The sequence below is a fragment of the Bartonella sp. B10834G3 genome (assembly GCF_016102505.1).
In the GTDB taxonomy this organism is placed as follows: Bacteria; Pseudomonadota; Alphaproteobacteria; order Rhizobiales; family Rhizobiaceae; genus Bartonella; species Bartonella choladocola.
Genome location: NZ_JACFOM010000001.1, coordinates 300408 through 323376, shown reverse-complemented (window position 1 = coordinate 323376; position 22969 = coordinate 300408). Strand labels below are relative to the sequence as shown.

General features: G+C 44.0%; 19 protein-coding genes. 18 read left to right on the top strand and 1 reads right to left on the bottom strand.

What is annotated here, in order from left to right; genetic code table 11:
- The first annotated feature begins 74 nt into the window (after window positions 1–74).
- The 6 genes from H3S94_RS01360 (at window position 75) to H3S94_RS01335 (ending at window position 8387) form a co-directional block, all read left to right on the top strand.
- On the top strand, window positions 75–1142 hold the full coding sequence (locus tag H3S94_RS01360) for a flagellin (protein WP_198240070.1): 1068 nt from the start codon (window positions 75–77) through the stop codon (window positions 1140–1142).
- A gap of 401 nt (window positions 1143–1543) precedes the next feature.
- The gene (locus H3S94_RS01355) at window positions 1544–2584 is read left to right on the top strand and encodes a flagellin (RefSeq protein WP_077991050.1); all 1041 of its coding nucleotides are present in this window, start codon (window positions 1544–1546) and stop codon (window positions 2582–2584) included.
- Between the two features lie 389 nt (window positions 2585–2973).
- Window positions 2974–4005, top strand: coding sequence for a flagellin (locus tag H3S94_RS01350; protein ID WP_198240069.1), 1032 nt, complete (start codon window positions 2974–2976; stop codon window positions 4003–4005).
- Between the two features lie 392 nt (window positions 4006–4397).
- Window positions 4398–5474, top strand: a complete 1077-nt coding sequence (locus tag H3S94_RS01345) for a flagellin (RefSeq protein WP_198240068.1) — start codon at window positions 4398–4400, stop codon at window positions 5472–5474.
- 390 nt (window positions 5475–5864) lie between these two features.
- Entirely contained in the window at window positions 5865–6896 is a 1032-nt protein-coding gene (locus H3S94_RS01340) for a flagellin (protein ID WP_198240067.1), read from the top strand.
- Between the two features lie 402 nt (window positions 6897–7298).
- Window positions 7299–8387 carry a flagellin gene (locus H3S94_RS01335; RefSeq protein ID WP_198240066.1) on the top strand — a complete coding sequence of 363 codons (1089 nt, stop codon included), beginning with the start codon at window positions 7299–7301 and terminating at the stop codon, window positions 8385–8387.
- Window positions 8388–8666: 279 nt separating this feature from the next.
- Here the strand turns inward: H3S94_RS01335 and H3S94_RS01330 are convergent, their stop codons facing one another.
- Entirely contained in the window at window positions 8667–9032 is a 366-nt protein-coding gene (locus H3S94_RS01330) for a hypothetical protein (RefSeq protein WP_077991058.1), read from the bottom strand.
- A 368-nt stretch (window positions 9033–9400) separates the two neighbouring features.
- Between H3S94_RS01330 and fliF the strand changes: the two genes are divergently transcribed.
- The 12 genes from fliF (at window position 9401) to flbT (ending at window position 22965) form a co-directional block, all read left to right on the top strand.
- A complete protein-coding gene (gene fliF / locus H3S94_RS01325) occupies window positions 9401–11077 on the top strand; it encodes a flagellar basal-body MS-ring/collar protein FliF (RefSeq protein WP_198230688.1) in 1677 nt (558 codons plus the stop codon).
- Window positions 11078–11102: 25 nt separating this feature from the next.
- On the top strand, window positions 11103–11861 hold the full coding sequence (locus tag H3S94_RS01320) for a hypothetical protein (RefSeq protein ID WP_198240065.1): 759 nt from the start codon (window positions 11103–11105) through the stop codon (window positions 11859–11861).
- Window positions 11858–13288, top strand: coding sequence for a MotB family protein (locus tag H3S94_RS01315; protein WP_198230690.1), 1431 nt, complete (start codon window positions 11858–11860; stop codon window positions 13286–13288). The genes H3S94_RS01320 and H3S94_RS01315 overlap by 4 nt, the downstream gene beginning before the upstream one ends.
- Window positions 13285–14580 carry a hypothetical protein gene (locus H3S94_RS01310; protein WP_077991065.1) on the top strand — a complete coding sequence of 432 codons (1296 nt, stop codon included), beginning with the start codon at window positions 13285–13287 and terminating at the stop codon, window positions 14578–14580. The genes H3S94_RS01315 and H3S94_RS01310 overlap by 4 nt, the downstream gene beginning before the upstream one ends.
- Window positions 14577–16403, top strand: a complete 1827-nt coding sequence (locus H3S94_RS01305) for a flagellar hook-length control protein FliK (protein ID WP_198240064.1) — start codon at window positions 14577–14579, stop codon at window positions 16401–16403. Before H3S94_RS01310 ends, H3S94_RS01305 begins: the two co-directional genes overlap by 4 nt.
- Window positions 16360–16929, top strand: coding sequence for a transglycosylase SLT domain-containing protein (locus H3S94_RS01300; protein WP_198230693.1), 570 nt, complete (start codon window positions 16360–16362; stop codon window positions 16927–16929). Before H3S94_RS01305 ends, H3S94_RS01300 begins: the two co-directional genes overlap by 44 nt.
- A 278-nt stretch (window positions 16930–17207) precedes the next feature.
- The gene (locus tag H3S94_RS01295) at window positions 17208–17891 is read left to right on the top strand and encodes a response regulator transcription factor (RefSeq protein WP_077991072.1); all 684 of its coding nucleotides are present in this window, start codon (window positions 17208–17210) and stop codon (window positions 17889–17891) included.
- Between the two features lie 362 nt (window positions 17892–18253).
- Window positions 18254–19600 carry a flagellar hook protein FlgE gene (locus H3S94_RS01290; protein ID WP_198230694.1) on the top strand — a complete coding sequence of 449 codons (1347 nt, stop codon included), beginning with the start codon at window positions 18254–18256 and terminating at the stop codon, window positions 19598–19600.
- Window positions 19601–19659: 59 nt separating this feature from the next.
- On the top strand, window positions 19660–21015 hold the full coding sequence (gene flgK, locus H3S94_RS01285; protein WP_198230695.1) for a flagellar hook-associated protein FlgK: 1356 nt from the start codon (window positions 19660–19662) through the stop codon (window positions 21013–21015).
- Window positions 21016–21022: 7 nt separating this feature from the next.
- Window positions 21023–22114: a flagellar hook-associated family protein gene (locus H3S94_RS01280; RefSeq protein ID WP_198230696.1), complete on the top strand. Its 1092-nt coding sequence runs from the start codon at window positions 21023–21025 to the stop codon at window positions 22112–22114.
- 55 nt (window positions 22115–22169) lie between these two features.
- On the top strand, window positions 22170–22544 hold the full coding sequence (gene flaF / locus H3S94_RS01275) for a flagellar biosynthesis regulator FlaF (protein ID WP_077991079.1): 375 nt from the start codon (window positions 22170–22172) through the stop codon (window positions 22542–22544).
- Entirely contained in the window at window positions 22531–22965 is a 435-nt protein-coding gene (gene flbT, locus H3S94_RS01270) for a flagellar biosynthesis repressor FlbT (RefSeq protein WP_369805683.1), read from the top strand. The genes flaF and flbT overlap by 14 nt, the downstream gene beginning before the upstream one ends.
- The last annotated feature ends 4 nt before the right edge of the window (window positions 22966–22969 follow it).

Below are 22969 nucleotides of genomic sequence, written 5' to 3'. Positions count from 1 at the left end.
GCATGAAGCCGCTCTGTCACCCGCTGGTTGGCCAGCATGTCCCTATTAAAATCTAATCCGAAGGGACAATTATTATGGGTACAAGTCTACTTACTAACCAATCCGCTATGAATGCTTTGCAAACACTGCGTTCCATTGGTGATAGTATGGACATAACGCAGCGCCGTGTTTCAACGGGCTTGCGTATTAACGAAGCATCCGACAACACCGCTTATTGGTCAATTTCATCCATGATGAAGTCCGACCGTAATGCATTAAGTTCTGTTTCCGATGCGATGGCTTTGGGTAAAAGCCAGATTGATGTTGCTAACGCAACCATTGATAAATCGAAAGATTATCTTGATAACATCCAGAAATCCTTGACCACCGCCTATGAAAAAGGTTCAGGCGATGTTGCAAAGATTCAGGCTGATATCAAAGCCAATATGAATGATATTCAGTCCGCTGTTTATTCGGCATCTTTGGCTGAAAAGAACATTCTTGGTAATGGTGGCGAGTCAGTCCGTATCGCCGGTTCTTATCGTCGTGAAGGATCGAATGTCTATGTCGATATGATCGACGTTGGTGGTGCTGACCTTAACTTTGCAACTAAAAACGCCGATGGCACATTCGATTTGACCAAAGGCGTCTTGAAAGACGTTTTTGGTAAAGCAGAAACTGCACCGGATTTTGCGAAATTGGACGATGATCTTCAAAAAGCTCAGGCTGCTCTTGCAGCAAAAGGTGATACTGCCACTGACGCAGATAAGAAAGGCGTAACAGATGCTCAAGACGCCATTACTAACGCTGCCAAGGATATGACCGTTCAGGATTTTGTTGATGCCGATTTCAGTAAAGTTTCGTCGGCAACGATGGAACAGGTTCTGAAAACTGTTCAGAGCAAAGTCACGAATGCAACGTCTAATGTTGTTACTGCCGGTGCAGCTCTTGGTGCTGCGAAAGCTCAGGTTACAGGCCAGATCGACTATGTCAGCAAGTTGATGGATGCCGTTGATAAAGGTGTCGGTTCACTGGTTGATGCCGATATGAATGCAGAATCTGCCCGCCTTGCTTCTTTGCAGGTTCAACAGCAATTGGGCATTCAGGCTTTGTCGATTGCCAACCAGAACAGCCAGAACATCTTGTCGCTGTTCCGTCAATAATAGCAATCATGCTCTTCCGGTTGCAAATGCAACCGGAGTTGCTCTATCAATTTAAAAAGGCCGCGTTTCCGACGCGGCCTTTTTTTATGTGAAATTCTGATTGTTATTGCAGCGTATAGAGCCAATCAAAACATAAGCCGACTAACTATAGTTTTAGATAAAGTTTAAAAAATATCAATAAAAACATAAAGATAAGCGTATGTATAAAATAAAAATAAGGTTTATATTATTTTTATAAAAATATATTTACAATTAATTAAATATAACGTATATATAAGTTGTGACAGGTTAGTAAGGTATTGAAAAGAATACCGGTAAAACTGGCAGGCATGAAGCCGCTCTGTCACCCGCTGGTTGGCCAGCATGTCCCGATTAAAATCTAATCCGAAGGGACAATTATTATGGGTACAAGTCTACTTACCAACCAATCCGCTATGAATGCTTTGCAAACGCTGCGTTCAATTGGCGATAATATGGACACAACGCAGCGCCGTGTTTCAACGGGCTTGCGTATTAACGAAGCATCCGACAACACCGCTTATTGGTCAATTTCATCCATGATGAAGTCCGACCGTAATGCATTAAGTTCTGTTTCCGATGCGATGGCTTTGGGTAAAAGCCAGATTGATGTTGCTAATGCAACCATTGATAAATCGAAAGAATATCTTGATAAAATCCAGAAATCTTTGACCACGGCTTATCAAAAAGGGTCAGGCGACATTAAAAAGATTCAGGCTGATATCAAAGCCAATATGAATGATATCGAGTCCGCTGTTTATTCGGCATCTTTGGCTGAAAAGAACATTCTTGGTAACAATGGTGAGTCAGTCCGTATTGCCGGTTCTTATCGTCGTGAAGGCTCGGCTGTTTATGTTGATATGATCGACGTTGGCGGTGCCGACCTTAACTTTGCCAAAAAGACCACTGATGGTAAATTCGATTTGACCAAAGGTGTTTTGGAAACTGTTTTTGCAAAAGACATAAACACAGACGATACTAAAAAGATTAGTGCTATACTCGCCAGAATTAATAAAGCAGATGCAACTGCAGGCGATATATCTAGTGCAGAATCAGATTTGATTACCAATGCCGGAGATATGACTGTTAAAGATTTTGTTGAAGCCGATTTCAGTAAAGTTTCCGCGCCAACAATGGAAGTACTTTTGAAAGCTGTTCAGGGCAAAGTCACGACTGCAACATCTAATGTTACTACTGCCGGTGCAACACTCGGTGCTGCAAAAGCTCAGGTTACAGGCCAGATCGACTATGTCAGCAAGTTGATGGATGCCGTTGATAAAGGTGTCGGTTCACTGGTTGATGCCGATATGAATGCAGAATCTGCCCGCCTTGCTTCTTTACAGGTTCAACAGCAATTGGGCATTCAGGCTTTGTCGATTGCCAACCAGAACAGCCAGAACATCTTGTCGCTGTTCCGTCAATAATAGCAATCATGCTCTTCCGGTTGCAAATGCAACCGGAGTTGCTCCATTGATTAGAAAGGCCGCGTTTCCGACGCGGCCTTTTCTTTTGCACTATATTTTTCTTCTCTTTTGTTGAATAAATAGTTATTCTTGAAAAGAATATAACAATATCTATTGTAAAAACGTTAATAAAAACAATAATGTAATGGTTATACAATTGATTTTGAGTGCGGTATTGTTTTTAATAATAAAATAGTATTTACAACTAATAATATATATATTATATATAGGTTGTGACAGGTTAGGGGGTAAAGAAAAACCTGAAAGTCTAATAGGCATGATGCCGCTCTGTCACCCGCTGGTTGGCCAGCATGTCCCCGTTAAACTTGTGATCCGAAGGAACAATTATTATGGGTACAAGTCTACTTACCAACCAATCCGCCATGAATGCTTTGCAAACGCTGCGTTCCATTGGTGATAATATGGACACAACGCAGCGCCGTGTTTCAACGGGCTTGCGTATTAACGAAGCATCCGACAACACCGCTTATTGGTCAATTTCATCTATGATGAAATCCGACCGTAACGCATTAAGTTCTGTTTCCGATGCGATGGCTTTGGGTAAAAGCCAGATTGATGTTGCTAATGCAACCATTGATAAATCGAAAGAATATCTTGATAACATCCAGAAATCTTTGACTTCGGCTTATCAAAAAGGGCCGGGCGACATCAAAAAGATTCAGGCTGATATCAAAGCCAATATGAATGATATCGAGTCCGCTGTTTATTCGGCATCTTTGGCTGAAAAAAACATTCTTGGTAATAATGGCGAGGCAGTCCGTATTGCCGGTTCTTATCGTCGTGAAGGCACGGCTGTTTATGTTGATATGATCGACGTTGGCGGTGCCGACCTTAACTTTGCCAAAAAGACCACTGATGGTAAATTCGATTTGACCGGCGGCGTCTTGAAACTTGTTTTTGCACAAGACATAAATACAGATCAGAAGATTAGTGATTTAGTCTCTAATGTTAATAATGCGACAGATGACGCAACACGAAATACAGCAGAAGGTAAACTGGCTGCCGCTGCCACGTATATGACTGTTAAAGATTTTGTTGAAGCCGATTTAAGCAAGGTTTCCGCGAAAACAATGGAAGCACTTTTGAAAGGTGTTCAGGGTAACGTTACAAAAGCAACGTCTAATGTTACTACTGCCGGTGCAACACTCGGTGCTGCAAAAGCTCAGGTTACAGGCCAGATTGATTATGTCAGCAAGTTGATGGATGCCGTTGATAAAGGTGTCGGTTCACTGGTTGATGCCGATATGAATGCAGAATCTGCCCGCCTTGCTTCTTTGCAGGTTCAACAGCAATTGGGCATTCAGGCTTTGTCGATTGCCAACCAGAACAGCCAGAACATCTTGTCGCTGTTCCGTCAATAATAGCAATCATGCTCTTCCGGTTGCAAATGCGACCGGATTTGCTTTATCAATTAGAGAGGCCACGTTTTCGACGCGGCTTTTTTAATTTTGCCCTATATTTTTCTTCTCTTTTGTTGAATAAATAGTTATTCTTGAAAAGAATATAACAATATCTATTGTAAAAACGTTAATAAAAACAATAATGTAATGGTTATACAATTGATTTTTGAGTGAGGTATTGTTTTTAATAATAAAATAGTATTTACAACTAATAATATATATATTATATATAGGTTGTGACAGGTTAGGGGGTAAAGAAAAACCTGAAAGTCTAATAGGCATGATGCCGCTCTGTCACCCGCTGGTTGGCCAGCATGTTCCCGTTAAACTTGTGATCCGAAAGGACAATTATTATGGGTACAAGTCTACTTACCAACCAATCCGCCATGAATGCTTTGCAAACTCTACGTTCCATTGGTGATAATATGGACACAACGCAGCGCCGTGTTTCAACGGGCTTGCGCATTAACGAAGCATCCGACAACACCGCTTATTGGTCAATTTCATCCATGATGAAATCCGACCGTAGTGCATTAAGTTCTGTTTCCGATGCGATGGCTTTGGGTAAAAGCCAGATTGATGTTGCTAATGCAACCATTGATAAATCGAAAGAATATCTTGATAACATCCAGAAATCTTTAACTTCGGCTTATCAAAAAGGACCAGGCGACATCCAAAAGATTCAGGCTGATATCAAAGCCAATATGAATGATATCGAGTCCGCTGTTTATTCGGCATCTTTGGCTGAAAAGAATATTCTCGGTAATAATGGTGAGTCAGTCCGTATTGCCGGTTCCTATCGTCGTGAAGGCACGGCTGTTTATGTTGATATGATCGACGTTGGCGGTAAAGAACTCAACTTTGCAACCAAGGGCGCTAACGGCACATTCGATTTGAGCCAAGGCCAACTGAAGGACATTTTCGGAAAAACCACCCCGGCTGATGGCACTGACCCCAACGGCAAACCCAAAGGTCCTATTGATGTAAAAGACCTCAACGATAATATTGCAACACTGAATTCGTCGAGTGCTACAGCCGATCAAAAAAAAGAAGCCGAAGGTAAAATTAACGGAATCATTAGCAAAATAACAGTTAGCGACTTCGTAAACACAGATCTTTCGTCTGTGGATGCAAATACGATGGAGCGCATCCTGAAGGCCGTTCAGGGCAAAGTCACAAGTGCCACGTCTAATGTTACTACTGCCGGTGCAACACTCGGTGCTGCGAAAGCTCAGGTTACAGGCCAGATCGACTATGTCAGCAAGTTGATGGATGCCGTTGATAAAGGTGTCGGTTCACTGGTTGATGCCGATATGAATGCAGAATCTGCCCGCCTTGCTTCTTTGCAGGTTCAACAGCAATTGGGCATTCAGGCTTTGTCGATTGCCAACCAGAACAGCCAGAACATCTTGTCGCTGTTCCGTCAATAATAGCAATCATGCTCTTCCGGTTGCATTTGCAACCGGATTTGCTTTATCAATTAAAAAGGCCACGTTTTCGACGCGGCCTTTTTTAATTTTGCCTTATATTTTTCTGCCCTTTTGTTGAATAAATAGTTATTATTGAAAAGAATATAACAATATCTATTGTAAAAAACGTTAATAAAAAAATAACGTAATGGTTAAATAATTGATCTTGATGGGCGGTATTTTTTATTAATAATAAAATATTATTTATAACTAATAATATAGATATTACATATAAGTTGTGATAGGTTAGGGGTAAAAAAACTGAAAGTCTAATAGGCATGATGCCGCTCTTCCACCCGCTGGTTGGCCAGCATGTTCCCGTTAAACTTGTGATCCGAAGGAACAATTATTATGGGTACAAGTCTACTTACCAACCAATCCGCCATGAATGCTTTGCAAACACTGCGTTCCATTGGTGATAGTATGGACAAAACGCAGCGCCGTGTTTCAACGGGCTTGCGTATTAATGAAGCATCCGACAACACCGCTTATTGGTCAATTTCATCTATGATGAAATCCGACCGTAGTGCATTAAGTTCTGTTTCCGATGCGATGGCTTTGGGTAAAAGCCAGATTGATGTTGCTAACGCAACCATTGATAAATCGAAAGAATATCTTGATAACATCCAGAAATCTTTAACTTCGGCTTATCAAAAAGGACCAGGCGACATCAAGAAGATTCAGGCTGATATAAAAGCCAATATGAATGATATCGAGTCCGCTGTTTATTCGGCATCTTTGGCTGAAAAAAACATTCTTGGTAACAATGGCGAGGCAGTCCGTATTGCCGGTTCTTACCGTCGTGAAGGTTCGGCTGTTTATGTTGATATGATCGACGTTGGCGGTGCCGACCTTAACTTTGCCAAAAAGACCACTGATGGTAAATTCGATTTGACCGGCGGCGTCTTGAAACTTGTTTTTGCAAAAGACATAGACAAAGTGTATACGATTAGTGGTTTAGTCAATGCGGTTAATTATGCGGCAGATGAAAAAACAAAAGCTAATGCAGAACGTGGCTTGGCTGCCGCTGCCACGTATATGACTGTTAAAGATTTTGTTGAAGCCGATTTAAGCAAGGTTTCCGCGAAAACAATGGAAGCACTTTTGAAAGGTGTTCAGGGTAACGTTACAAAAGCAACGTCTAATGTTACTACTGCCGGTGCAACACTCGGTGCTGCAAAAGCTCAGGTTACAGGCCAGATCGACTATGTCAGCAAGTTGATGGATGCCGTTGATAAAGGTGTCGGTTCACTGGTTGATGCCGATATGAATGCAGAATCTGCCCGCCTTGCTTCTTTGCAGGTTCAACAGCAATTGGGCATTCAGGCTTTGTCGATTGCCAACCAGAACAGCCAGAACATCTTGTCGCTGTTCCGTCAATAATAGCAATCATGCTCTTCCGGTTGCATTTGCAACCGGAGTTGCTTCATCAATTAAAAAGGCCGCGTTTCCGACGCGGCCTTTTTTATGTGAAATTCTGATTGTTATTGCAGCGTATAGAGCCAATCAAAAACATAAGCCGACTAACTATAGTTTTAGATAAAGTTTAAAAAATATCAATAAAAACAAAACAATGAATTTAATAACGGTGTGGTCATAGACGAGATATTGGAATATTTTACAATTATATTTACAATTAAACAAATATAACTTATATATAAGTCGTGACAGGTTAGTGAGGTATTTGAAAGAATACCGGTAAAGCTAATAGGCATGAAGCCGCTCTGTCACCCGCTGGTTGGCCAGCATGTCCCTGTAAAATTCTAATCCGAAGGGACAATTATTATGGGTACAAGTCTACTTACCAACCAATCCGCCATGAATGCTTTGCAAACGCTGCGTTCCATTGGTGATAATATGGACACAACGCAGCGCCGTGTTTCAACGGGCTTGCGTATTAACGAAGCATCCGACAACACCGCTTATTGGTCAATTTCATCCATGATGAAATCCGACCGTAGTGCATTAAGTTCTGTTTCCGATGCGATGGCTTTGGGTAAAAGCCAGATTGATGTTGCTAATGCAACCATTGATAAATCGAAAGAATATCTTGATAAAATCCAGAAATCTTTGACCACGGCTTATCAAAAAGGGTCAGGCGACATTAAAAAGATTCAGGCTGATATCAAAGCCAATATGAATGATATCGAGTCCGCTGTTTATTCGGCATCTTTGGCTGAAAAGAACATTCTTGGTAATAATGGTGAGTCAGTCCGTATTGCCGGTTCCTATCGTCGTGAAGGCACGGCTGTTTATGTTGATATGATCGACGTTGGCGGTAAAGAACTCAACTTTGCAACCAAGGGTGCTAACGGCACATTCGATTTGAGCCAAGGTCAACTGAAGGACATTTTTGGAAAAACCAATAATGGCACAGACGATACTACTCATCAGCCCAAACCTGCTATTGATGTGGGAGCTCTCAAGACAGCAATTGGAGATTATAAAGCAGAGGTAGAAAAAGCAAAGACTGGTAACACTGCGGATCCTGCGAGCAAATTAGCAGAGGTTACGAAGATCACTGAAAAAATAACGGTTAGTGACTTCGTAAACACAGATCTTTCGTCTGCGGATGCGGAAACGATGGAGTACATCCTGAAAGCTGTTCAGGGCAAAGTCACGACTGCAACGTCTAATGTTACTACTGCCGGTGCAACACTTGGTGCTGCAAAGGCACAGGTTACAGGTCAGATCGACTATGTCAGCAAGTTGATGGATGCCGTTGATAAAGGTGTCGGTTCACTGGTTGATGCCGATATGAATGCAGAATCTGCCCGCCTTGCTTCTTTGCAGGTTCAACAGCAATTGGGCATTCAGGCTTTGTCGATTGCCAACCAGAACAGCCAGAACATCTTGTCGCTGTTCCGTCAATAATAGCAATCATGCTCTTCCGGTTGCATTTGCAACCGGAGTTGCTTCATCAATTAAAAAGGCCGCGTGAAGAACGCGGCTTTTTTTTATGGCAAAACATATTCTATCAGCGGTACGCAATTTCACGTAACTATTTTTTTCCGTTAAATAACAACATAAATTGCGCGACCCGATAATCTATCTTCTGTGCAATTTACGTTAATTTGCCGTTATAATTTTCGCCAATTTGCCGGTACAAAAAGAGGCACAACTGGTAATAGCGACAGGCAAGGTTGACGACATTTATCGGGCAACGTTTATTTGTGTAATCATTGCATCGACGTTTTTAAAGGAATAGGGCATAGGAACAGTTTTTTCCAAAGGCGTGGGATAGCGGACATTCGTCTTGGGATCGACATAGTGGGTCAATTTCATGGCGATTGAACAGCGCATAAAATCACCGCTTGGTCCTATAGTACGAGGGTCTGTTAAAGTAATTTTTGCCTTTTGCCCGTCATAATATCCATCCACCCCAATTTGGTAGTTCATCCCGATGACCAATTTGTCATGAAGGGCATCCAATATGTCTTTTGAACTACAGGTCTTTTTTGATCCGCCGCAAGCAATAAGTGGCAGACACAAAGCGGCTGTAAAAAATAAGCGGTACATTGATTATCCTTTTAATTTACAACAATTAGCCATCCCCCGTTGAGACAACATTAAAAATTATGTTGCGGCCTTGTTTACACTTTTATTGATAACTGCTTTACACAGGACAATAAAGTTTATTGATAGCTGTTTTACACAGGACAATAAAATTGCCACGTTGCGGGGATCACGTCAATCCGACCGCAACAATAATATTAACCATAAAGTCGCTTTAGACAAAGTGTGGTTCCGGCGTTTTCCTGTTGTTCATCCTCGCGCAAGCTTCAGCCTCTAAGGTGCAAAGTAAAGTTAGGGATATATCAGCTTTTAAAGTTTATATCCTTGATGAAAACCAACGGGTTTTTACCCAACTTATACGGTAGAGATACATGGATAGAATACTGGCTCTGTTTTCTTCAATTGGCTCGGCCCTCGGCAAATTGGGCGCTAAACGTCTGATAGCTCTGGGGCTGGTCGGAGTTGCACTATTCGGTACGATTCTGTTCTCAAGCTTTTATCTGACCCGTCCGACATACGAGACACTCTATGTCGGGCTTACTCGTGATGACGTGAACCGTATGGGTATGGCATTAGGTGAAGCAGGCATTGCTTTTGATGTTTCTTCCGACGGAACATCTGTTCAAGTGCCCGTAGGGCAAGCAGAAAAAGCACGTATGTTTTTGGCTGAAAAAGGTTTGCCGACATCGAACAATGCCGGCTATGAACTTTTTGATAATATGGGCTCTCTGGGGCTGACTTCTTTTATGCAGGAAATCACCCGTCAACGCGCATTGGAAGGCGAGATTGCACGCACAATCCAAGCTGTGCAGGGTGTCAAAGCGGCGAGAGTTCATATTGTTCTGCCGGATAAAGGTTCTTTCCGTCGTGCCAATCAAAAACCTTCGGCTTCGGTTGTTATTCGCACAGACGGTAATTTTGCCGCTGAATCTGCCCAGTCAATTCGCCAATTGGTGGCTGCTGCCATTCCTTCGCTGGAGGCAAGTTCGGTTACCGTGCTTGATACAAGCGGTAAGCTTTTAGCTTCCGGAACCGACGCGATGAATGGCGCACCGGTCATGATGGCATCTCTCGAACGGCAAGTTGCCGCACAGATTGACGAGAATATCCGTAAACAACTGGCACCTTATCTTGGTATGGATCATTTCCAGACCAGTGTTCAGGTTGCATTGGATACCGATCGTCGCCAGACCAACGAAACGATTTATAATCCCGATTCGCAGGTTGCACGTTCCGTTCGTAGTGTTCGCGATCAGGGGGACAGTCAAAACAACCGGAATAACGGTTCTGTCGGGGTTGAACAGAATATCCCGCAAGAAGAAATTGCCGGTGGTTCGGGTGAAAATTCTTCCGACAAAAAAGACCGTCGTGAAGAGACAACCAATTACGAGATCAACTCGAAAACAATTTCTACTGTAAGCGACGGGTTCAACGTCAAGAAACTGGCTGTTGCCGTTGTCATTGACCGGTCCAGATTGAAACCCAGCGACAAGGACGCACCGGCACCTGCCAACTATGTTGACGATCAGGTCAACCGCATTCGTCAAATGGTTGCGACAGCTTCGGGGCTCGATCCTGATCGTGGTGACATTATTAACGTAACGGCGGTCGATTTCGTCGCGAATGATGACGCAAACATGCAGCCGGTTGCAACACCGATCTGGCAATCATTGTCGAAATATACATCCGGTCTTGTAAACGGTGCAGCTCTTGTCATTGCAGTTTTGCTTATCATGTTTCTTGGTGTACGCCCGCTTATGCGTGAAATGCACGGCAACCAGCTTGCACTTGCCGACAATAATGAAAGTGCTTTGGCAGGACCGGAGAATATGCCTGCTTTGCCGAATGAAGCTAGCAAAAACGAGGGGTTTGATGGTAATATGATACCGGACGAGGACGGGCTACAGGATTTACGTAGCCGTATGCGTGTTCCACCGCAGAACCGGCTTGACCAGATGATTTCAATGGATGAAGACCGTTTTGCAAATGTCTTACGCGAGTGGGTTCAGGAAGATAGCGATAAAGGGACACCTGCTCAGGCAGCTTGACCACAAACAAAACCTCAGGTGAAAGATGACAAGCGCAATGAACAATAGCAATACAGAAATGGATAACAAGAAGGCGGCCTCGCTTTCCCATTTTTTGAGTGATTTTGCTCCGCGCCAGATTCCGGATACCGAAGTAGAGGTTCTGCCGATGGATGCGGAAGTTCCGGTTCATGATCCCTTACCGGCAGAAGAAGCCGGTCAGATGGTGGATTTCAACCATGCTGAAAGTGAACCGGCAGATCATTTTGATGAAGCTTCTCTTGTAACCGAGACAAAAGTCAATGCTGAAGAGCTGAGAAAACAAGCGGTTGACGAAGCGGTAGAAAAAACAAAAGCCGAACTGGAAGCAAAATTTGCAGAAGAAAAAGCTTCTCTTATTGCCAGTCATGAAAAAGAATTGGATGAACTCAAAGTTAAAACCATTGCCGAAGTTGCGGCTAATCTGGATAATGACTTGAAACAAGGCTTTGACAACATACTTGAAGATATAAGCAAAGATGTTGCAAAAGTTCTTGGGGGCTTTATTAGCGAACAAATGCATGATGAAGCGTTAAACGATTTTGCCAAGCGCATTGCCAAAGAAGCAATATCGGCAAAACAGCCGCTTGTGCTTCAAGGCAATAAGGATTTGTTGAAAGCGTTGGAAGCACGCCCCGATTTTGACAAAACAAAGTTTGTTTTGCGCCCCACCGATGCCGGCGACATTCGCCTCGAACTTGGCGATCAGGTAATTGCCACACGCCTTGAACCCGTGATGAAAGAATTGAAAGGGCTGGTACAATGAGTACAGATACGCCCGAATCCCATAATGAAATCATTATCGTTCGTCGTGGAGGACAAGGCGAAGGCGAACATCATGGTGGAGCATGGGAAGTCGCATATGCCGACTTTATGACATCGATGATGGCCTTCTTCCTTGTTATGTGGCTTATCAACGCTGCAAACGAAGAAACCAAAGCTGCTGTCGCCAGTTATTTCAACCCTATCAAACTGGTTGATCGCCGTACAAATCCGAAGGGTATTCAGGATAATGATGCTGTCGGGGATAACGATAAAAAGTCGGGTAACGAAGCTCATGGTGAACCTGTTGGAAAAGAAAAAAGCGAAAACCAGAGCAGTGCCGAACAGCAAAAAATGATGAACGAGCCTTATGAAGAGCTCGATAAAATTGCCGAACATGATGCGGCAACCGAACCTCCTGAAAAAGGGACGGGTGGTAACGCTGAAGGTGGGTCACAAAAAGGGGCAAGCGAAGGCACAGCCTATCGCGATCCCTTTTCACCGGATTATTGGACCAAAAATGCTTCCCATGAAATAGCCGAAGCTGATGGCGGTCCGAGCCAGAATTCCGGCGGGCGTGACCCCAATTTACCGAGTCAGCCGGGTGTCACTTTGCCCCCTAAGACAGGTGAACCGACGGTGGCAGGTAATGAAGGTAAACCGATGCAGGCTGCACAAGAGACTTTACCACCGCAAAATACAGATACGGCTAACCAGAATAAACCGCAAAACGGGGTAAATGGGGAAGCGCAGACGGCTGGCCAGTCGACTGCCGATAAGGGCAAGTCCGGAAATGCAACTGAAAAAGTAGAAAATCCTGCGCAGTCTCCGGAACAGGCTGTTGAGCTCAGTAAGGCTGAAACGCCCCAGGAAGCGGCAAAAGATAAATCTCTGCCACAAGTTGTACGTGAAATTTCTGGCGAGCTTAGCAAGCTTATCACGGATACAAAAAGTACCCAACAACCTATGGTTCGAGTTGTCACGGTCAAGGATGGCGTTGCAATAGAACTGATGGATCAGGCTCATTACGGAATGTTTGCCATCGGTTCGGCCAAACCGGATAAAAAAGTGGTTGATCTTCTGGCCGGTGTTGCAAAAATTTTGCAAAATAAAAAGGGCGAGGTTGTGATTGCAGGACATACGGATTCACGTCCCTATAGAAATGCGACTTATGACAATTGGCAATTATCAAGCTCGCGTGCACAAATGGCTTATTATATGTTGGTACGCGGCGGGCTCGATGAAAAACGCGTTTTGCGTGTCGAGGGTTATGCCGACCGCGAACTCAAGAATAAGGCCGACCCATATGCCGCAGAAAATCGCCGTATAGAAATATTCATGCGCTTGCCACAAGGAGAGACGGAAGAAAAAAACAACAATACCGACAGTGAAAAGGCCAATGGCACAAATAATGTGGAGAAAAAACAATGATGAAGCGTTTTTTCAAAATAATGTGCTGTGCCGGAATTGCTGTTCCTTTGACTGTTGTATCTCCGCTTGAAGCGCAAATGAGCGAGTCTTCCGCACTTGGTCCGGTTCAACTCGTTCGTTCATTGGAAAGTCTGCAAGATGATATTGCAAGTGGTCAACCGGGAGCGCTGCAAATGCAACCGCGTGTGCTTGCCGATATTGGCCAGAAAATGCTGAGCGAGGATCCTTCCATATGGGAAAACCCGCAAAATCTCTTTGCCGCCTTGACCTATCTTTTTAATGGCGGAAATCCCAATGTTGTCGAAACAATTCTCAAGAATGCTCCTGATGGAGTTATTCCTAAAAATTATGTTGTTGGTGCGCTCGCCTATGCCCATCACAGGAAAGACAGGTTTCTGAAAGCTTTCGACGAATTACCTGAAAATGATGACGAAGCTCCGGCGGCACTCTTACTTTCTATTACTTTGAGCACCGTCACGGATATTGCAGACGCAGATCCGGAAAAAGCATCCGAGCGGTTGAACTGGGTAAGACTGGTTGCTCCGGGGTCATTGTTCGAGGAAGCCGCAATACGTCGGCAGTTAAAAGTTGCAACAATGATTGGCGATATAAAACTGTTTCAGCTACTTACGAGAAATTACGTAACACGGTTTTCAAAATCGCCTTATGCCAACGAATTCTGGCGGGAATTTGCAACGTCGCTACCGGCGATGGACAATCGTCTGGACGATCAGCAATTGAGTGATTTTGTAGGCTATGCACCGGCCGCAATCCAGTTGGTTATTTATTTGAAAGTCAGTCGTACGGCATTGATCGAAGCGCGCATGCCGCGCGCCCATTTCGGTGCAGAAAAAGCTCTTGATCTTGCGCATAATCTCAATGTCGATGATTCTTCCGCACGCCTCTATTATGCAGCAAGTTCTGCCGGCACGACCGCAGCCGAAGACGCGGCCGAAATGTTAAAAATGATTTCTGTCAACAGTCTTCCGGAAAAAGATAGGCCATTATTAATGGCAGCAAAAGCTGTTGCGAAAGGTGTTGTGCTTGACACCAATATTTTACCCAAACAGCAAGACGAAGATGAAGATACTGACGATCAATCAACTTTGAAAGAAGCGGTTGGTGTCCCCGTCGATCAAGTGGGGAAAAAACCGGCAGAATCATTGCCAATGCCAACGGCCAGTTCTTCGGGACAAGCAGACGAGAAAAAAACAGCCACTGAAATTGATCAATTCATGCAGCAGACTCAAAAGAAAATTGACGATGTAGACAAACTATTGGAGAAAAAATGATGGTGATTTCGGGGGATTTTACGAACATTATTGCAGCCAACACCCAACCGAAAGCCGACAATAAAAAATCGGCTCAATCCGATCAATCATCGCAAGCAAGTTTTGATGAGATCTTGCATAAAAATGAGGGTGACCGGTCTGCAACTTTGAAAGATACCGACAGGCAATCGGCAAAGGTTGCGTCTGATAAATCCTTATCGGACAAAGCATATCCGGATAAATTCTATGCCGATAAAGTTACTAACGATAAAGTCTCGACTGACAAGGCTGCCAATGACGAACTTGCAACTGACAAGAATGCCAACAATGATAAGGGGCGTTTAAACGAGGTTGCCAAACAAAACGCTTCACAAGCAAAAAACAGTGTGTCCGATAAACCGCAAAAACAGCAAGAAAATGCGAAGACATCTGTTCAGCATGAAGCGGATGATCGGGAAGACCATTCGACTTCGGCTATTCACGATATTCTTCAACAGATGGATGAACAAAAAGCCGCTTCATCAATAGAAAAAAACGCCGCCGGTTTGAATTTGAAAAACGATGAAGAGCGCGACCAATCCGGTTTAAATGGAATTATTTCCAAAGACAAAGTGCATTCGTCCAAGGGCAAAAATGAAAAATCGGACGATGTTGACGGCAACAGCCAAGAAAACACCGGAAATTCTCATGGCTCTGACATTGGCCAATTGGCAACGGTTGACCACATAGTTGTCAATCAGGATAACCACACGAACGACACCAATTCACTTGGCGGAGATAAAACGACAGGTGATATAAATCAAGCGCAAACAACTGACAAAACCGTAGTTTCGTCAAACAATGCGGTAAATCCTTCAGACAATACTGCGGATCCGGCAGTGAAAAATGGAACGGATTTTCGTCTTACAGCCGTAGAACAGAATGGTAACAAAAACGAAGTCCATGCTGATGCAACTCAAATTTCAGGGTTGGAAGGAAGGGCAACAGAAGCATTTGGTAAATTCAAGGGCGATGGAAAACTGGCGGGCAAGGCCGACCTTTCAACCGGCAATGATGATGATCGTGGACAATCGGAATTTACGCTTGAAAATGACGGTAAAACTCGAAACCGGCTGGATGACGCTGTTCCGGAAGTGGCAGATAGCCGTGCTGACCGTTCCGTATCCGGACGCAAACTGAACGGCGAGAGACGTACACAGAACAATATCAACCAAACGTCGGTCAATGGTTCACAGCAGGTAAATTTTGAAGATATGGCCGAAAAATCTCAGGCTGGTTCGACATTGAATATCGGCGACAGAGTAGCCACGACCAATCCGAAGGGGGTAGATCAAACACAATTGGGGCGCATTACCGGCGTCGAGGTAACTGAAAATAGGCAAGTCGGTGATTTACGTGTTCTCCGTATCAAACTTAATCCGGAAAATCTTGGCATGGTCGAGGCACGATTGCGCAAAACAAGTGATGGGCTGCATATCGAAATCCATGCTGAACGACAAGAAACAGCACGCCTTCTTGCCGCAGATCACCATGCTTTGCATAAAGCACTGGAAAAATCCGGTTTTAATGATGACGGGCGCCTGACAATTATGGTCGTCGACAGAAGTTCACAAACAGTCCAACAGGGACAATCGACCAATTCGGGTCAATCAATGTCGCAGCAGGATAATGGCGGTCAGAATTTTAACGGACAGCAGCGGCAATTCTCCGGACAGCAGGGACAAGGTGGGCACAATGGGTCAAGGCAGACATTTACCGAGTTTCCGGTTACCGGCACTCCCTTGCAGGAAGAAGGCGGCCGTGAAGAACGTACTGTTCGCAATCCTCGCCGTCTGGTTGTTTAATTCGCCGATTGTGGCTACAGCCTTTGCCGGTAATGCTTGTGAAGGTGAAATGATTGAAGCTTCAAAACGGTATGATATTCCGTTAGGAATTCTTTATGCCGTGGGGCTTACCGAAACCGGCAACAAAGACTCACTTCAACCCTATGCGCTTAATATTGATGGAAAAGCGGTTTTTGCACAAAATGAGTCGCAAGCATTGCGTATCTTTTATGAGGCAAAACGTCGCGGAGCAAAACTGATTGATGTCGGTTGTATGCAGATCAACCACTATTATCATGGAGAGCGCTTTCCCTCGGTAGCAGCCATGTTCCAGCCCCATCTCAATGTCGATTATGCCGCGCGATTCCTTAAGGAATTAAGGCAACGTGAGGGAAGTTGGACCATGGCAGTTGCCCGTTACCATGCCGGCCCGAATAATAATCCCGCACAGAAGCGTTATGTCTGTCAGGTCATGGCAAACATGATTGCTTCCGGTTTCGGAAAATGGACGCAAGCCTCGCGCCAGTTTTGTCGTGGAGAACTGTAAACGACGTTTTAATAAGCATGGTTAAATTTTATGGTTAACGTGCTTGACTATAACTAAGTATATGAAAATAAACGATTTTTATATAAAAAATAATTGTCGGAAACGGCAAATTGTTAAAAAGGAAGTCTAATTTTGGGAAAATATGGCAGATTCTCGGCAAGAAAAGTTAAAAACGACTTGTAATTTTCGTGGTGAAAGATATTTTAAAGAAAAGTCCTTGTTAAGAATAAGTTCTGGAATTTCAGAATTTGGTAAGGACGTTTATTAGGAATAGGGACATGATAATAGTTGTAGACGAACGTAAGCTGGTGACGGATGGTTATTCTGCCTTGTTCGCACGGGAGGGCATCTCGGCAACAGGTTTATCATCTGCCGATTTTGATGATTGGGTAGAAACTGCCCCCAAATCGGAAATGTCAGCAGTCGAAGCGATTCTTCTTGGCGATTGTAAAGATCGTATCGAATTGCCAAAGAAAATTCGTGCTCACTGCGACGCGCCCGTACTGGCTGTTACCGAAAACAATTCCCTTGAACAGACCTTGGCTTTGTTTCAGGCCGGAATTGACGACGTACTTCGTAAACCCATTCATGTCCGTGAAATTCTGGCTCGTGTTGCGGCAATTCGCCGTCGCATGGGGGGCGAGATCCGTAAATCGGATGCTGCAGTTGTTCTTGGGCCAATCAGTGTATTCAATGACGGACGCGATCCCAAGATCAATGGTGTAGACTTTGTCCTTCCCCGTCGCGAACGTCGCATTCTTGAATATCTGGTTGCCAATCACGGTCGGCGTGTAAACAAAACACAGATTTTCAATGCAATTTATGGTGTCTTTGACACAGATGTTGAAGAAAACGTTGTCGAGAGCCACATCAGTAAATTGCGTAAAAAATTGAAAGCAAAACTTGGAACCGATGTTATCGATTCAAAGCGCTTTCTTGGTTATAGTTTGAATATTGATTAATTTATCGCAACTCCACGCGATTTAAGCCTGCGTTTTCGCAGGCTTTTTTTTGGGCTTTATAAGGACAAATTTGTAAACCTTTTTCTTGAGACCGGTGCTTTGAAATTCTGCTCGTTCGTATCATTTTATTTTACTGTTCAGTCGGTTGATAAAGTTAAAAACACATGAGCCGATCAGCGTTCTATTCTTGGTTTCGAGTTGCCAGTTTGATTTGAACCGGAAAACGGGTTCAGTGCAGCATTTTGATGGGCAGGTTTGACACCAACAATCAGCTAACTTGCTTCAAAACTGTAATAACGCCAGCTTCGCGCAAGGAAACACTTCTATGTTGCAACTATGGTTCTCAACTCAAGGAGATAACAATGGGTATTTACGGTATGATGCGTACCGGCGTTGCAGGAATGAACGCACAGGCAAACAGACTGACAGGTGTTGCAGATAACGTCGCTAACGTTAGTACGGCTGGCTACAAACGGACGGATACCCAGTTTTCCGATCTGGTTATGCCATCAACACGTAATGCTTATCAGTCCGGTGGTGTCACGACAACTGTTCGCCATGATATTTCTATGCAGGGTGCGGGGCGCGGTACAGGAAAACCGGGCGATATCATGCTTGAAGGTAACGGTTTTTTCCGTGTTCAAGATGAATCCGGAACCGAGTATCTAACCCGTGCCGGTTCTTTCCAAAGAAATGGTCAAGGCTATTTGCAAAATGCAGCAGGATTTTATCTGCTGGATGAAACCGGCAAACGTGTCATGATTAAAGGTGGCGCGGGTGAATTGATGCAAGGTAAAGTGACCGAGAATATCAACCTGACCGCCAACTTACAGGCGGATAAAAAAGCAATCAAAAGAACAGGCGAGAATAAAGTAGATTTTGATCCCAAAAAGGAAGACACTTATAATTTTAAAAAATCTAAAACAATTTACGATGAACAAGGCACAGCTGTAGACGTTGATTTTTATTTTACAAAAACAGATGATAATACATGGGAAATAAAAACCTATGTTGGAGATACGAGTATAGCCTTGGCAACTAAAGATCAAAAAGGGAAAACCATTTTAGGACCTGACGGAAAACCGCAAACTGTAATAACTGGCCTTAAATTTGATAAAGACGGAAATCTGGCAGGCCTTGTTGACTCCAAAGGTAATACCATTGTTAAGCCCAATCTCGACACAAAAATTGGTCTTGACGTGCCTAATGTTAATAAAGAGGCAGGTACTAATAATGTAACAACTTTTTCTACAATGGTTAATCTTTATAATCCGGATAAAGATGGGAGAACAAGTTTGACACAGATTGGTGCCAACTTCACATTCGATGCCGAAGCAGATGGTTACGCCCCCGGTACTTATAAAGGCTTCAGTTTTGGAACAAACGGCGAAATACAGGTCAGCTATAGTAATAGTCAGATAAGAACAATCGGCACCGTTGGCCTTTCCACAGTGACAGCGCCTGACTCACTTATTCCTCTTACCGGAACAGTATTCCAGGCAGTACCGGAAGCTGGCGGGCAGACATTTGGTCATCCGGGTGAAGGTACATTCGGCGTTTTGAGAAGTGGTATGTTGGAAGAGTCAAACGCCGATATCGGTGATGAATTGACAGACATGATCGAAGCCCAGCGCAATTATACTGCGAACTCGAAAGTGTTCCAGACGGGGTCGGAAGTAATGGATGTTATTGTCAATTTGAAGCGTTAGGACTAACCTTACTTGAAACCGGCTAAATGGCCGATTACATGAGATAAAAGAAGGCTAAAATGACACTAGGTACAGCACTTTCTACAGCAAGAAATTCACTCAAGACATCGTCTGGACAGATGAGTGTTGTATCCCAGAATATTGGTAGTGCGCGTGACACGAACTATACCCGTCGCACTACCCATGTCCTATCTGGTGCTAATGGCATGGTGAGTTCCAAGCTTATTCGGGATGATAATCCCGAACTTCTTGGAAACTACCTTCTCAAGTCGAGTCAATCGGCCGCGGCTGCGGCTATAAATGACGGGGCAACACAGCTCTCGAACATCTACGGTACAAACGACTTTGAAAATTCTCCGTCGCGTTTGCTTGATGATTTCAAAAAAGCTTTGCAGTTCTACGCCAATAATCCAAGCCAAAGAACAGCCGGTGACGCTGCTATTGACAAGGCAAAAGATCTTGCCAACAGTTTGAATGCCGGTTCCAAAGCAATTGATAAAATACGCACCGACACAGATAGCGAGATCAAGGATTCTGTTGATCATATCAATGATCTTTTAAAGCAATTCCAGCAAGTTGAAAAAGAAATTGCCAATGAAAAAGGGTCGGGGCGCGACGGCTATGCCTATATGGATCAACGTGATGCAATTCTGAAAGAATTGTCTCAGGAAATAGGTATAACAACTGTTACCCATCCTGATGGCTCAATGTCGATCTACGGCATGGATGACAGCACACTTTATGACAAGGTACCACGTCAGGTTTCATATTCTCCAAGCGGACCATTAGTGGCAGGAAAAGCGGGTAGCCCTGTCCTTGTTGATGGCGTTCCTCTTTCGCATGATGCTTTTAATTCTCCTAACGGTTCTGGCAAGCTTGGCGGTTTGCTGAAAGTTCGTGATGAAATTGCGCCGCAATATCAAAAACAACTTGATGAAATAGCAAATGCGCTGACCGATATTTTTAAAGGGCCTCCCGCTCTATTCGAGGGAGGTGACGAAACTAACGTTACCGGAACGGCGGGTAGAATTAGCGTTAATCCGGAATTTGATAGCAATACGGTTGACGGTGGTCCGGAAAAGCTCGGTAACGATATTCAGAAACTGATCGACAATTTGGATAAACCCCGTAATTTCGGTAAAGATACAGGGCTTGATAATACTCAAAGCATCACGTCTTACAGTAAGCAATCTTTGTCATGGATGGAAGGCGTACGCCAGTCCGCAACTTCGGATAACGAATATAAAAGCACAATGTTCAGCCGTGCGGGCGAAGCTTTGTCTAATGAAACGGGCGTAAATACCGATGATGAAATGGCTCTGATGCTTCAATTAGAGCAGACTTATTCAGCAACTGCGCGTATCATAACGACGGTCGGCAAAATGTTGGATGACTTGATGAGTGCGGTAAGATAGGTGTGAAATGAAAATTAACTCGATTTCTACTTATGTATTGAATAATTCGCAACGTTCGATTGTCTCGCAAGCGCAGTCAGAGCTTGATGAAGCAAGTTATGAGGCCGCAACACAACGGATCAGGGATCCCGGCTTGAAACTTGGTCGTCAGACGGGCCGTTTTGTTGAAAATGAAAATCAGATTTCAACATTGCAAGGATTGAAAGATAGCAACAATTTGGCAGCGCAGCGTATGGCTTCGGCACAAACGGCTCTGCAAAGTCTGGTAGAAGCAAGCAGCAAGGATAAACCCGGTGGTAGCCTTATCCAGTTTAATAAAGCGCTGATGGGCGACAGTGTTTCTGCAACTCCGGCAACCATGCAATCTGCTGCACAAACGGCGCTCGACTCTTTCGTCTCGGCGATGAATACGAGCTATAATGGTGAATATGTCTTTGGCGGCACCAATACCAGTCAGCCACCGTTCGATTATTATAAGGCGGGGAGCAATACCGGCACGAGCAAAATTGTGCAAGATACGTTCAGAGATTATTTCGGCTTTAACGTGGATGATCCTCAGGTGGCCAATATTTCTGCCGATGACATGAAATCTTTCATCGATGGACCATTCAGTAAGCTTTTTGATGATCCGAGTTGGAATACAAATTTTTCACGTGCCAAAGATGGCGAAGTGATGAGACGCATTTCACCCAGCGGTGAAAATGCCGATATTTCGGCAAGCGCCAATGATGCGGGCTTCCGTCAGGCTATGAAAAATATGATTCTTGTGGCCGAGTTCGGTAATATCGGATTATCTTCGGCAGCTCAGGGGACAATTTCCGATCGCGCACGGGCTTCTTCGAATAACCAATCGACGGGTAGTGCTGTTAACGAGATTATTACGTCGGCGTCCAATCTCGGTAATTCGCAAAGTCGCGTCACCAATGCCACTAATCATATTAATGCACAGCTCAGTATTTTGAACCAGACACGCAATGACATGATTGGTGCTGATCCGAGCGAAGCAAGTGCGAAGATGATCCAGCTTCAGAACGTATTACAAATTTCATACACTATGACAGCCCGGATCGCTAAAATGACTTTGGCTGATTATATTTAATTTAATCCTTTAGGGGTAAGTTGAATAATACGGATGTAAAATCTGGGGAATTTTGATGTATCAGATGCGGTACGAAGATGTAATGGAAGACGATCAGATGGGAGCGCGTGAGCGCGAAAGCATTCTGTTCGATCGTTGTATAAAAATGCTACGTGCTGCCCAAAAAGCCGGGCCGGGAACTCGTGAAACTTATGAAGCAGTAGCTTTTACACGTAAGTTATGGATTATTTTGATTGAAGACTTGGGGCTGGCGGAAAATGCACTACCGACAGAGCTTAAGGCGTCTCTGATTTCTATTGGTTTCTTTATTTTGAAGGAAATTCAGAGATTGGAAAATGGGGAAACAGCAGACTTCGATGCTTTGGTGGAAATCTCTGAATCCATCAGGGACGGTCTTGCTACAAATCCGGAGAAGAGTGAAAATGACTGATAAAACGATGCATATTACGTTGCGGCCGAATGAAAAGATTTACTTGAACGGTGCTGTTTTACGCCCTGATCGTAAGGTTACACTGGAACTTTTGAATGATGCAACCTTCCTTCTTGAAGCTCACGTCATGCAGGCGGAAGATACCAACACGCCTTTAAAGCAGCTTTATTTCACGGCGCAAGTTATGTTGATCGATCCTGACACGGCTGACAAAACTGTCATGATTTTTGTTGAAATGCTTGGCAAAATGCTACGCACTTACAATGATCCGATCATTCTGGAAGGTCTGCGCAAATGCATTGATTTGACCGAACAAGATAAAATTTTTGACGTTTTGAAAGTTATCCGCGGATTGTTCGACAGAGAAGCAACCATAATGGGCAAAAAGCCTGCGGTTGAAAAGGAACAAAAAACCGCCTGATGTT